Raw genomic sequence first — 12,735 nt, 5'->3', positions numbered from 1 at the left:
ATGATCACCGAACTGCCGGACACCACCACCAAAGCCATCGCCGCCGAGCTCTCCCACGCACGGGAGCGCCACTCACTGGCCACCGGGCGCGTGCTCACCCTGCTGGTGGCCATCGACGACGCGCGCGACGACAGCATCGACGAGACACTCGCCACCCTGCGCGACGCCTCCTTCGAGCACCCCGCCCGGGTGCTGGTGCTCATCTCCGGCGACCCGGACGCCGAAACCCGCCTCGACGCGCAGGTGCTAGTGGCCACCGACGCCGGCGCCTCCGAGGTGGTGGTCATGCGCCTGTACGGCGAGCTGACGGGGCATATGGGCGCCGTAGTCACCCCGCTGCTGTTACCCGATACCCCCGTGGTGGCGTGCTGGCCGCAGAAGGCGCCGAAGCACCCGTCCGGCACGCAGCTGGGCCGCATCGCCCAGCGACGCATCACGAACCTGCGCCGCGGCACGAACGGCGTGACGCTGAAGCAGCTCACGGACGGCTACGAGCACGGCGATTCGGACATGATGTGGTCGCGGATCACCCCGTGGCGCGGCATCGTCGCCTCCGCCCTGGACCGCCACCCCGGCGCCCGCGTCCACAGCGCCGAGATCGCGGGCGCCGCCGGGGACCCGAGCGTGGACCTTGCCGCGGGCTGGCTCGCCTCCAGCCTGGGCGTGGACGTGACCCGCTGCGAGGGCGATGCGGCCGGCGACTTCCCTATCGCCCGCTTGGTGCTGCACTGCGACGGCGGCGACGTGGAGGTCGCGGTCCAGGACAGCCACACCGTACGCATCTCCGCGCCCGGCCACGCCGATTCCTTCGTGGCTATGGGCGAGCGCACCGAGGCCGAAAGCCTCGCCGAGGACCTGCGCCACCTCGGCCCCGACACCACCTACGAGCGCGCGCTTCGCGGACTCCAAGGAGTACACAATGAGCTTTAACGATCTTGCATCGCTTCTCGACGCCGCGACCTCCCGGTTCACCGCCCTCATGTCCGACATCCACGCCGAGGGCCGCACCGCACGCGTGGTGTTCACCGGCGGCACCGCCGGCATCGCCCTGCTGGAGCGCCTCGCCGGCGAGGACATCGACTGGTCGCGCGTGGAGGTCTTCTTTGGCGACGAACGCAACGTGCCCGCGGACCACCCCGACTCCAACGAGGGGCAGGCCCGCGCGGCGCTGCTGTCCAAGGTGGACATCCCGGAGGAGAACATCCACGGCTACGGCCTCGACGGCGGCCCGATGGACGCTGCGGTGGAACGCTACCGCAAACTCGTCGGCGACGGCGGGTTCGACCTGCACCTGTTGGGCATGGGAGGCGAGGGCCACATCAACTCCCTGTTCCCCCACACCGACGCTGTGCGCGAGCGCGACGCGATGGTGGTGGCGGTGACCGATTCGCCAAAGCCGCCCGCAGAGCGCGCCACCCTGACCCTGCCGGCGGTGCAGTCCGCCGACCGGGTGTGGCTGTTGGTCTCCGGCGCGGAGAAGGCAGAGGCGACCAGCCACGCCTCCGACGGCGCCGAAGCCGCCGACGACTGGCCGGTCGCCGGCGCTATCGGGCGCAAAGAAACGGTCCTGTTCGCCACGAAGGACGCAACAGGACCGTTCTAATTCAGCGGTCTTTCAGCGGGTGCTTAGACCGCGTAGGTCTGAATCAGGTTCAGGCCGATGATGCAGAGGATCCAGATCAGGGCCAGCAGCACGGTGACGCGGTCGAGATTCTTCTCCACCGTGGTCGAACCGGACAGGTTGGCCTGGACGCCGCCGCCGAACAGGCTGGACAGGCCGCCACCCTTGCCCTTGTGGAGCAGGACGAAGACGGTCATGAGGATCGCGGCGATCACCAGCACAATCTCAAGGGCTAAAGCCATGTGTGCGACACCTTTCAAAATGGGCGATGGTGCAAACTCCCGATGAGCTTACACCACCGCTCGAACAATCCCGGCAGCGACTTACATCACCGCGTTGGCGGCCGCCGCGGCGAGCTTGGCAAAGTCCTGCCCGTCCAGGGAGGCGCCGCCGACCAGGCCGCCGTCCACGTCCGGCTGCGAGATGATCTCGGCGACCGTGTCGGCCTTGACGGAGCCGCCGTAGAGGATGCGGATCGCGTCGGCGACGGAGTCGTCGCTAAGCTCGCGCACGAGCTCGCGGATGCCGTGGCAGACCTCCTGGGCATCCTCGGCCGAGGCGACCTTGCCGGTGCCGATCGCCCAGACCGGCTCGTAGGCGATGACGGCCTTGGACAGGTCCACTCCGGCGAGCGACTCGCGCGCCTGCTTCACGACGAATTCCACGTGCTCGCCCGCCTCGCGCACCTCGAGCGGCTCGCCCACGCAGACGATCGGTGCGATGCCGTGCTCAATGGCCTTGGCAGCCTTCGCGGCGACCTGCTCGTTGGTCTCGCCGTGGTACTCGCGGCGCTCCGAGTGGCCGACGACCACCCAGGAGCACCCCAGCTTCTCCAGCATGGACGCGGAAATGTCGCCGGTGTAGGCGCCGTTGTCGTGCTCGGAGACGTCCTGGGCGCCGTAGGCGATCTTGAGCTTGTCGCCCTCCACCAGGGTCTGGATGGAGCGCAGGTCCGTGAACGGGACCGTCAGCGCGATGTCGACGTACTCGTAGCCGTCCTTCGGAAACGCGAAGGCGAGCTTTTGGGCACTCTGGATGGCCTCGAGGTGGTCGTGGTTCATCTTCCAGTTGCCCGCGATAAGTGGCGTGCGTGCCATGGGTTGCAAACCTCCTAGTTCAGAACAGATACGCCCGGCAGTTCCTTGCCCTCGATCAGCTCGAGGGAGGCGCCGCCGCCGGTGGAGATGTGGGAAAAGCCGTCCTCGTCAAGGCCGAGAGTGCGCACCGACGCCGCGGAGTCGCCGCCGCCGACCACGGTGAAGGAGCCGTTCTCCTTCGTCGCCGCGATCATGGCCTCGGCGACGCCCTTGGTGCCGTCTGCGAAGTTCGGGAACTCGAACACGCCCATCGGACCGTTCCAGAACACGGTCTTGGAGTCCTTGATGGCCTCGGCGTAGTTCTTGGCGGTTTCGGGTCCGATGTCCAGGCCCATCCAGCCCTCCGGGATTTCGTCCAGGCCGACGACCTTCTTCTCGGTGTCCTTGTCAAACTCCGCGCCGGCGGCGACGTCCACCGGCAGCAGCAGCTTGTCGCCGAAGCGCTCGATGAGCTCCTTGCAGGTGTCCACCATGTCCTCCTGCAGCAGCGACTTCTGCACGTTGTGGCCCTGGGCGGCGAGGAAGGTGTAGCACATGCCGCCGCCGATGATGATCTTGTCGGCCTTCTCCGCCAGCGCCTCGATCACGCCGAGCTTGTCGGAGACCTTGGAGCCGCCCAGCACCACCACGTACGGGTGCTGCGGGTTGTCCTTGACGGAAGACAGGGTCTCCACCTCCTTGTCCACGAGGTAGCCGGCGTAGGCCGGGAGCTTCTTCGCCACGTCGAAGACGGAGGCCTGCGCACGGTGCACAACGCCGAAGCCGTCGGAGACGAACGCGCCGTTGTCGGCCGCAAGCGCGGCGAGCTCCTCGGCGAAAGCGGTGCGCTCCGCCTCGTCCTTGGAGGTCTCGCGCGCGTCGAAGCGGACGTTTTCAAGCAGGAGGATCTCGCCCTCGGTCAGGCCGTTGGCGCGCTCGTGGGCGTCCTCGCCGGAGACGTCGCCGGCGAGCGGGACGAACTGGCCCAGGCGCTCAGACAGCGCCTCCGCCACCGGCGCGAGGGAGAACTTCGGGTTGACCTCGCCCTTCGGGCGGCCCAGGTGCGCCATGACGATCACCTTCGCGCCGCCGTCCAGCAGCGCCTTCAGGGTGGGCAGGGAGGCGTCGATGCGGCCGGCGTCGGTGATGTTGCCGTTGTCGTCCAGGGGGACGTTGAAGTCGGACCGGACCAGGACGTGGCGGCCGTCCACGCCTTCGTCGAGAAGCTGCTGCAAGTTCTTGGTCATAGGTATCTCCTTTGTTCTGTGAACATTCACCATCGTATGAAAAACGGGTCCGCCGTGCCGGAAGCACCGCAGACCCGCAAATCAAGCTCCTTAGAGCTTGTCCGCCACGAACTTGGTCAGGCGGATGTACTGGGAGGTGTAGGACCACTCGTTGTCGTACCACGAAATGATCTTGACCATGTTGCCGTCAATCACGCGGGTCATGCCGGCGTCGAAGATCGCGCCGTGGGAGTTGCCGATGATGTCGGAGGAGACGATCGGGTCCTCGGTGTAGAGCAGCGCACGGCCGAACTCGGCGTCCTCGGCGGCCTTCTTCACCGCTGCGTTGACCTCCTCGACCGTGGCCTCCTTGCCCAGGGTGACGGTGAGGTCGGTGGCGGAGCCGGTGATGGTGGGCACGCGCATGGCGAAGCCGTCGAGCTTGCCCTCCAGGTTCGGCAGCACCAGCGCAACGGCCTTTGCGGCGCCGGTGGTGGTGGGCACGATGTTCTGGGCGGCGGCGCGGGCGCGGCGCAGGTCCTTGTGCGGCGCGTCCTGGAGGCGCTGGTCGCCGGTGTAGGCGTGCACGGTGGTCATCAGGCCGCGCTCGATGCCGAACGCCTCGTCGAGCACCTTCGCCACCGGCGCGAGAGAGTTGGTGGTGCAGGATGCGGCGGAGATGACGTCCTCGGAGCCGGTGTAGTTGGCGTGGTTGACGCCCCAGACGTAGGTGCCGTCGACTTCCTTGCCCGGTGCGGAGATGATGACCTTCCTCGCGCCAGCGTCGATGTGCGCCTTGGCGTCCGGGCCCTTGCGGAAGACGCCGGTGCATTCGAGCACGATGTCCACGTCGGAGTCGCCCCAGGCGAGGTTGGCCGGGTCCTTCTCCGCGGAGACCTCGATGCGGCGGCCGTCGATGGTAATGGAGTCGTCGTCGTGCTCAATGTCGTGGTTGAACTGGCCGTACGCGGTGTCGTACTTCATCAGGTGCGCCAGGGTCTCGTTGTCGGTGAGATCGTTGATCTTCACCACTTCGAGCTCGCCTTTGTACTCGTCCTCGATGATGCGCAGCGCTGCGCGGCCGATGCGGCCGAAACCGTTGATGCCAATGCGGGTAGTCACAGTCAACACTCCTCGTGCTCGTGGTCTGTCGGTCCACCCCCGAGTGTAATGAGCAGGGCTCTCACCTGCAGATAACGTTTTGCTTAACGACGAAACCAGGGGTGGTAACCGCAATCAGCACCCGCCCCTGATGTTGGTTTATGCCCGTTTCCACGTCTCAGGGGGAGCCATTTCCGCCGCTTCCACCCCCGACTCCGGCCGCGCAGCACCCACTGTGAAGTATGTCACCCGTGCAGGTTTTAGGTGGTCGGGCTCCCGTGAGTGTCCTCCACGCCCAGTTCCGAGGCGCGCTTGTCTGCGAGCGAGAGCAGGCGCCGGATGCGTCCAGCCACCGCGTCCTTGGTCATCTGCGGGTCCGCTAAACGGCCCAGCTCCTCCAGGGAAGCGTGGCGGTGCTCCACGCGCAGGTAGCCGGCTTCGGCGAGGTGCTCGGGGACGTCGTCGCCGAGGATCTCCATGGCGCGCTCCACGCGGGCCGCCGCCGCGGCCGCCGCCTGCGCCGAGCGGCGGGTGTTCGCGTCGTCGAACGTGGCGAGCCTGCTGTTCGCCTTCGCCTTGACTGCGCGGGATTCGCGCTTCGTGTCCCATTCGATGCGGGTTGCCGGCGCGCCCATGCGGCTGAGCAGGATGCCGATCGCCTCGCCGTCGCGCAAGGTCACCCGCTCGACGCCGCGGGTCTCGCGGGTCTTCGCCGTCAGGCCTAAGCGCCGGGCGAGCCCGACCAGTGCCAGCGCGGCTTCCTGGCCCGGGCAGGCGACCTCAAGGGTGGCGGTCCGGCCCGGTTCAGCCAGTCGCCCGCGCGCGAGAAAGGCCCCGCGCCACGCGGCCTCGACCCCGGCCATGTCGCCGGAAATGACCTGCCGCGGCATCCCCACGACCGGGTGGCCGGACGCGGTGACGAGCTTCAAGCGGCGGATGACGTCCGCCGCGCCGTCATCGACGCGCACCTCGTACCGCGACTCGCGGTTGCCTGAAGACGGCGCAAGTAGCTCCACACTCGCCTCCACCGCGCACAAATCGGCCACCGTGCTGGCTAAGCGCCGCGCGACCGCTTCTTCCTCAAAATCCGCGACGATGGCCACCCCGCCCTCCGCCGGCTGGATCTCCCCGCCGAACCGGATCAGCGCGGCCGCTTCCGCGGCGCGCGCCTCCAGCCCGCCGCCGGTGGCGCGCAGGAGTTCGTCCTTGACCTTGGCCGTGAGCGCCACCGGCGCCTCCCCTCGTTTACGTGTGTTGCAGCTTGGAACCGCCCAGCATTCTATCGTGCCGGGCGCAGCGCCTTGAGGGCAGATGCCAATTGCTTCGGGTCGTGGCGGTTCAGCGGTGCGCCCACGGCGTCCACCTCGCGCAGCGGGGCGAAGGCGACCTCTGCGTCCAAACGAGCGGCGGCGCGGGCGATGTTGTCGCGCTCGCCGTCGGAGGTGGCGGTGCGCTCATCGGCGAGGAAGTAGTCCACGTGCAGCTGCGGGGCGTGCTGGGAGAACACGTGGATGTGACGTTCTGTGGTGAACCCGTGGGTCTCCCCCGCCTCCGGCGAGAGGTTCAGGATCACCGCGACGGTCGCCGAGGTCTCATTGAGCGCCTGGGCGATGTCGGGCACGAGGATGTGCGGGATCACCGAGGAGAACCAGGAGCCGGGCCCGATGGTCACCATGTCCGCGTCCATGATCGCCTGCACCGCCGCCTCACTCGCGGCTGGCTGCGCCGGGGTGAGGCGCACACGCCGCACCGCCCCGGGGGTGGTGGCCACCGCCACCTGGCCGCGCACGGAGCGCAGCACGCGCGGGTCGTCGTCCAGGCCCGCCACGTCCGCTTCGATGTCCAGCGGCTGCGGGCACACCGGGATGACGCGGCCGGCGGATCCGGTCCAGGCGGCCACCTGATCCAGGGCGGCCTGGGTGTCGCCGAGGCGCTCGGCCAGCCCGGTGATCAACAGGTTGCCCAGCGCGTGGCCGGCCATGGCGCCGTGCCCGCCGAAGCGGTGCTGCAGGGTCTCGCGCCACTGCGCGCCGTCCTCGCCTTCGGCTGTCAGGGCCGCCAGCGCCATGCGCAGATCCCCGGGCGGGACGATCTCCATCTCGCGGCGCAAGCGCCCGGACGATCCACCGTCGTCCGCCACGGTGACCACCGCGTTGATCGTGGACGCGCCGGCTTCGCGCGCGGCGGTAAGCGTCTGGTACAAGCCGTGCCCTCCCCCGAGGCACGTGAACGACGTATGGCTCAATTGACCCTTCTTTCTGATGGCCTAACCGGCTCGCTTAGTGGCGCTCAAGATCGCGGTGGATCACATTGACATCCACCTGCCCCTGCTGGCGCAGACGCTTTCCGACGGCCTCCGCCACCGCCACTGAGCGGTGGTGCCCGCCCGTGCAGCCGATGCCGACGGTGATGAAGTCCTTGCCCTCGTGGCGGTAGCCGCCCAGGGTGCTAGAGAGCAGGTCGACGAAGTTGTCCACGTACTCGCGGGCGCCGTCCTGGCTCAACACGTAGTCAGAAACCGCCTTGTCCACGCCGCGGAACTCCCGGAGCCCCTCCACCCAGTACGGGTTTGGCAGGAAACGAACGTCCAGCACAATATCAGCGTCGCGCGGCGAGCCGTGCTTGAACCCGAAGGATTCGATGGTGACGTGTTGCCGGCCCACCGGCAGCTCGCCGACGGAAGCCTCCACCGCGCGGCGCAGGTCGTGCACCGACAGGTTCGAGGTGTCGATGATGACGTCCGCGGACGCGCGCAGCTCCTCCATCTCTTCGCGCTCGCGCTCGATGCCGGACTGCAGCGTCCCGTCGCCCTGCAGCGGGTGGGTGCGGCGCACCGAGTCGAAGCGGCGGATCAGCACGTCGTCGCGCGCCTCCAGGAACAGGACGAACGGCTGGTGGTCGCGGTCCCGGATCGCCGCGATGGTCTCCATGAGGGACCCGTTGAATTTCGCCGCGCGGATGTCGGTGACCACCGCGAGGCGCTCCACCGGGGAATCGTCCGCGGCGGCCAGGTCCACCAGCTCCAGAATCAGCTGCGGCGGCAGGTTCTGGGAGACGAAAAAGCCCTTGTCCTCAAAGACCTTCGCTGCCGTGGACAGGCCGCCGCCCGACAGGCCCGTGATGATCACAGGGCGCATCGGGGTCGCGGAATCTTCCTGGGGCAATGCGTGTGCGGAGGATGTCGTGGACATAAGGAACATCCTAGACAAGGAGGGGGCGACGTGCCGTCGATTAGCAACCCGCTTCTACTGGTGCAGATGCTGGTAGATGGTCTCCGCGAGCTTCGGGCCCACACCCTTGACCTGCTGGATCTCCTCCACCGTCGCTTCCTTGATCTTCTTCACGGAGCCGAAGTGCTTAACCAGGTCCGTGCGCCGGGCCGGCCCCAGCCCCGGCACCGCGTCCAGCGCCGAGGCGCGCATCCGCTTGGAGCGCTGCTGGCGGTGGTACGTGATGGCGAACCGGTGCGCCTCGTCGCGGATCTGCTGCAGCAGGTACATGCCCTCGGAGTTGCGGGGCAGGATGATCGGCTCGTCGTCGTCCGGCACCCACACCTCCTCAAGGCGCTTGGCCAGCCCGATGAGCTGCACGTCCACGATGCCCAGCTCGTCGAACACCGCCTGCGCTGCGGTGACCTGGGGCTTGCCGCCGTCGACGATGAACAGCTGCGGCGGGTAGGCGAACCGCTTCGCCCCGGTGGACTCGTCCGCTTCGTCCTCGAAGGTCTGCTCCTCCGCGACCTCGTCCGGGTTAGCCAGCTTGTCCTCGTTGTAGCGCTTGAAGCGGCGCCGGGTCACCTCGGCGATGGAGCCGACGTCGTCGGAGCGGCCGTCGCCGGCGGCCTCCTTGATGCGGTAGCGGCGGTAGTCGTTCTTCTTGGGCAAACCGTCCTCGAACACCACAAGCGACGCCACCACGTCGGTGCCCTGGATGTGGGAAATATCGGTGCACTCGATGCGCAGCGGCGCCTCGTCCATCCCGAGGGCGTCCTGGATGTCCTGCAGCGCCTGGGAGCGGGCGGTCAGGTCGCCGACGCGCTTGAGCTTGTGCTGGTGCAGCGCCTCCGAGGCGTTCTTGTGCACCGTCTCCATCAGCGCGCGCTTGTCGCCGCGCTGCGGCACGCGGATCTCCACCGGGCCGCCGCGCAGCTCCGCGAGCAGCTCGGTGACCTCTGGCAGTTCCGCCGGCAGCGTCTCCACAAGGATTTCGCGCGGCACCGGCATCGGCGCCTCCGCCTTGGCGCGGGACTCCTGGTCCACGCCGCGGCGGCGCACCTTCTGCGCCTCGATCGTGCGGTCTTCCTCCTGCTCCTGGCGGACCCGCTCCACCGCGTCGGAGTAGTACTGCACAAGGAAGTTCTGCATCAGCGTCGGCAAGGTCGGGTCTTTCTGCCCCTCTTCCAGCCGCTCGGCGGCGCCGGGCTCATCGCCGGTCTTTTCCACCACCCAGCCGCGCTGGGCCCGGATGCGCCCGTCGCGCACGTTGAAGATCTGCACCGCCGCTTCGAGCTCGTCGGTGTCGAAAGCGATGACGTCGGCGTCAGTGTTTTGCCCTAAGACGACCGTCTGGCGTTCCATGACCTTGTTCACGGCGCCCAAGTCGTCGCGAAGCCTGGCCGCCTTCTCAAACTCCAGGTTCTCACTAGCTTCCTGCATCTGTGCGGTGATGCCGCGCACGAGCTGGTCGGTACGCCCCGACATGAAGCCCAAGAAGCCCTGCACGATCTCGTCGTACTCGGCCTCGTCCACGCGCCCCACGCACGGGGCGGCGCACTTGTCGATGTAGCCGAGCAGGCACGGCCGCCCCAGCGACTCGTGGCGGTTGAACACACCGTTCGAGCAGGTCCGGATCGGAAACACGCGCGTGAGCAGGTCCAGTGTTTCGCGCACCGCCCACGCGTGAGAGTAGGGCCCGAAGTAGCGCACCCCCTTGCGCTTCGGGCCGCGGTAGAAGAACGCGCGCGGGTAGCGCTCCTTCACGCTCACCGCGAGCATGGGGTAGGTCTTGTCGTCGCGGTACATGACGTTGAACCACGGGTCGAAGCGCTTGATCCAGGTGTACTCCAGCTGCAGCGCCTCCACCTCGGAGGCCACCACAGTCCACTCCACGGACGCGCCGGTGTAGACCATCTGGCGGGTGCGCGGGTGCAGCGTGTGCGGCGGCTGGAAGTAGTTGTTCAGGCGCGCGCGCAGGCTTTTCGCCTTGCCCACGTAGATGACGTGGCCGTCGCGGTCGCGGAACTTGTACACCCCGGGGTCGGTCGGAATCGTGCCCGGCGCCGGGCGGTAGCTTTGCGGGTCCGCCAACGCTTAGTCCTGCGGCATGTACTTGGCTTCGAGCGCGCGGAAGTCATCCACGGCCTTCAAGGCGTCTTCCTTGTCACCGGACTGGATCGCCCATAGCGGCACGTACTCGAATTCCGGCAGCTCAAGGCGCGCCATGCGCGAGCCTTTGGGGAAGCTCAGCCCGTAGATCACGGCCCACGGGTAATAGCGGGTGCCGATGATGTTGCGCACCTGCACGCCGTCCTCGTTCGCGCGCACCCGCGGTCGGGTCAGCGCGATCCAGGACAGCACGGAGATGATCAGGCCGACGCCGATGAAGGCGAACTTGTCCAGGTCGGTGATGGACACGCCGGTGAATTCGGCGTCCACGGCCCAGGACATGAACACGTGCACCGCCATGACCACAACGATCCAGCCGACGGCGACCTTGCGCAGAAACTTCGAGGACAGCTCCAGCTCCCACGGTTTCGTGGTGGTGGTGGCGTGCGGGTCGAGCGCGTTGAGGTAGGCAATCTCGTCCCGGCCCGAAAGTCCCGTGGGGTTGTGCTGTTCAGCCTGATCAGCCACTGCCGTTACTCCTTACAAGCGCTCGAGCATGTTGCGTGGCAGCGTCCCAAAGGCCGCCCCACGCCCTCCGGGCTACCTTAGCCCTTCAACGGCAGAGCGCGAACTTTGCGCAGCTCCGCGGCTGTACCGGCGGCGGCGCGCATGGCCTCGGCACCCTTGTCTTCCTTGGCGTCCTCGCCACCGGCGCGCTCGTAGGCCTGGTCCTCGTCGTCGACGGTGAGCACGCCGTTGCCCACCGGAGTCTGCTCATCCAACGCCACGCGGGTCAGCCCTGCGGTCACGGAGTCGCACACGTACTGGAAGTGGGCGGTTTCGCCGCGGATGACGCAGCCGAGGGCCACCACGGCGTCGTAACGCTTAGCGCACGCCTGGACCACCACCGGCAGCTCGAGGGCGCCGGCGACGGCGTACTCCTCCACCTTCACGCCGAGCTCCCGGGCCTCATCCCGCGCGCCGGCGCGCAGCAGGTCGACGATCTTGTCGTTCCACCGGGTGTAAACCACGGCGGTGGTCATGCCCTCCGCCTGTATGGAATAGTCCTCGGGTGCTCCACTCGATGCCACTTGCAGCTCCTTTTGGGTCCGTTTAGGTTGCGTACCCCGGATGGGCGTGGAGCCATTCGGCCACACCAGGTAGGTCGTGGCCCATCCGGTCGCGCTTGGTGCGCAGGTACTTGATGTTGTCGTGTGTGGGAACGATCTCGATCCTACTGCGGCGCGCCACCGCAGGGCCGTAACCCGCCAGCGCGTCGGACTTGTCCGGGTTGTTGGTGAGCAGCTCGAAGGTGCCCACCCCCAGATCCGCCAGGATCTGCCCGGCCGCGGAGTACTCCCGCGCGTCCGCCGGCAGACCCTGCTCCAGGTTCGCGTCCACGGTGTCCAGGCCCGCGTCCTGCAGCCGGTAGGCCTGCAGTTTCGCCATGAGTCCAATGCCGCGGCCCTCATGCCCGCGCAGGTACACCACCACGCCGCGCCCGGCAGCTTGGATGCGCCGCATGGACTCGCGCAGCTGAGGGCCGCAATCGCAGCGCGTGGAGCCGAACACGTCGCCGGTGAGGCATTCGGAGTGCACCCGCACCAGCACATCTGTTGCTTCCCGCAGCTTCTCGACGCCTCCGGCAACCAACGCCACATGCTCCACCCCGGAAACAGTGTCGCGGTAGCCCACGGCGGTGAACTCGCCGTACTCGGTGGGAAGCTTCGCCGCGGTGACGCGCTCGACGGTGCGTTCGTGATGGCGGCGGTATTCGGCCAGCTGCTCGATGGAGATCATGGGCAGCCCGTGCGTGTTGGCGAAGCGGAGCAGCTCGTCGAAACGCGCCATGTCGGTGGGGTCGTCCTCGGAGACGATCTCGCACAGCGCGCCCACCGGGGTCTTGCCCGCCAGCCGCGCCAGGTCCACGGCCGCCTCCGTGTGGCCGGGGCGTTCCAGCACGCCGCCGGCCTTGGCGCGCAGGGGCACCACGTGGCCGGGGCGGGTAAACGACGAGGCGTTGGCGGAGCCGTCTGCAAGCAAGGCGATCGTCGTCGCGCGCGAGCGCGCGGAGATGCCGGTGGTACCGGTGGCCGCGTCCACGGTGACGGCGTAGGCGGTGCCGTGCAGGTCCTGGTTGTTGGCCACCATCGGCGGCAGCTCGAGTGCGGTGGCGCGCTCATCCGGCATCGAAACACAGATGTAGCCGGAGGTGTGGCACACCATGAACGCGACGAGCTCCGGGGTGGCGTCCTCGGCGGCGAAGATGAGGTCGCCCTCGTTCTCGCGGTCCTCACTGTCCACCACAACAACGGCCTTGCCAGCGCGAATGGCGGCGATAGCCTCCTCGACCGTATTCAAGGAGTTAGGGGAAGTCATACCGTCCA

Annotated in this window: 13 protein-coding genes; 2 read left to right on the top strand and 11 right to left on the bottom strand. The window is 67.9% G+C overall.

All coding sequences use genetic code 11. The features are described 5' to 3' along the window. The gene (locus MHX64_RS02975) at positions 1-930 is read left to right on the top strand and encodes a glucose-6-phosphate dehydrogenase assembly protein OpcA (protein ID WP_239355796.1); all 930 of its coding nucleotides are present in this window, start codon (positions 1-3) and stop codon (positions 928-930) included. Further along, positions 920-1,603, top strand: coding sequence for a 6-phosphogluconolactonase (pgl, locus tag MHX64_RS02970; protein WP_255710958.1), 684 nt, complete (start codon positions 920-922; stop codon positions 1,601-1,603). Before MHX64_RS02975 ends, pgl begins: the two co-directional genes overlap by 11 nt. 23 nt (positions 1,604-1,626) lie before the next feature. Here pgl and secG read toward each other — a convergent pair whose 3' ends face one another. The 11 genes from secG to MHX64_RS02915 all read right to left on the bottom strand — a co-directional run bounded on the left by secG (position 1,627) and on the right by MHX64_RS02915 (position 12,727). Continuing rightward, complete coding sequence (secG, locus tag MHX64_RS02965; protein WP_070473991.1) at positions 1,627-1,863, bottom strand: preprotein translocase subunit SecG; 237 nt, start codon at positions 1,861-1,863, stop codon at positions 1,627-1,629. 81 nt (positions 1,864-1,944) lie between these two features. Then, complete coding sequence (tpiA, locus tag MHX64_RS02960) at positions 1,945-2,718, bottom strand: triose-phosphate isomerase (RefSeq protein ID WP_239355797.1); 774 nt, start codon at positions 2,716-2,718, stop codon at positions 1,945-1,947. 14 nt (positions 2,719-2,732) lie between these two features. After that, on the bottom strand, positions 2,733-3,944 hold the full coding sequence (gene pgk, locus MHX64_RS02955; protein WP_239355798.1) for a phosphoglycerate kinase: 1,212 nt from the start codon (positions 3,942-3,944) through the stop codon (positions 2,733-2,735). Between the two features lie 90 nt (positions 3,945-4,034). Continuing rightward, positions 4,035-5,045: a type I glyceraldehyde-3-phosphate dehydrogenase gene (gene gap, locus MHX64_RS02950; protein WP_239355799.1), complete on the bottom strand. Its 1,011-nt coding sequence runs from the start codon at positions 5,043-5,045 to the stop codon at positions 4,035-4,037. Positions 5,046-5,284: 239 nt separating this feature from the next. Then, positions 5,285-6,253 carry a DNA-binding protein WhiA gene (gene whiA, locus MHX64_RS02945; RefSeq protein WP_239306434.1) on the bottom strand — a complete coding sequence of 323 codons (969 nt, stop codon included), beginning with the start codon at positions 6,251-6,253 and terminating at the stop codon, positions 5,285-5,287. A gap of 50 nt (positions 6,254-6,303) precedes the next feature. Beyond that, complete coding sequence (gene yvcK, locus MHX64_RS02940) at positions 6,304-7,269, bottom strand: uridine diphosphate-N-acetylglucosamine-binding protein YvcK (RefSeq protein WP_239355800.1); 966 nt, start codon at positions 7,267-7,269, stop codon at positions 6,304-6,306. 34 nt (positions 7,270-7,303) lie between these two features. Then, positions 7,304-8,215 carry an RNase adapter RapZ gene (gene rapZ / locus MHX64_RS02935; RefSeq protein ID WP_239355801.1) on the bottom strand — a complete coding sequence of 304 codons (912 nt, stop codon included), beginning with the start codon at positions 8,213-8,215 and terminating at the stop codon, positions 7,304-7,306. Between the two features lie 54 nt (positions 8,216-8,269). Then, the gene (gene uvrC / locus MHX64_RS02930; protein ID WP_239355802.1) at positions 8,270-10,330 is read right to left on the bottom strand and encodes an excinuclease ABC subunit UvrC; all 2,061 of its coding nucleotides are present in this window, start codon (positions 10,328-10,330) and stop codon (positions 8,270-8,272) included. A 3-nt stretch (positions 10,331-10,333) separates the two neighbouring features. Next, positions 10,334-10,876, bottom strand: coding sequence for a PH domain-containing protein (locus tag MHX64_RS02925; RefSeq protein WP_181888481.1), 543 nt, complete (start codon positions 10,874-10,876; stop codon positions 10,334-10,336). A gap of 77 nt (positions 10,877-10,953) precedes the next feature. Beyond that, positions 10,954-11,439, bottom strand: coding sequence for a 6,7-dimethyl-8-ribityllumazine synthase (ribH, locus tag MHX64_RS02920; protein WP_370642060.1), 486 nt, complete (start codon positions 11,437-11,439; stop codon positions 10,954-10,956). Between the two features lie 22 nt (positions 11,440-11,461). Next, positions 11,462-12,727, bottom strand: coding sequence for a bifunctional 3,4-dihydroxy-2-butanone-4-phosphate synthase/GTP cyclohydrolase II (locus MHX64_RS02915; protein ID WP_239355803.1), 1,266 nt, complete (start codon positions 12,725-12,727; stop codon positions 11,462-11,464). Positions 12,728-12,735 lie beyond the last annotated feature (8 nt).

Source organism: Corynebacterium sp. ACRPZ, assembly GCF_022346205.1.
Classification (GTDB): domain Bacteria; phylum Actinomycetota; class Actinomycetes; order Mycobacteriales; family Mycobacteriaceae; genus Corynebacterium; species Corynebacterium lehmanniae.
This window is presented reverse-complemented; position numbering and strand designations above follow the sequence as displayed.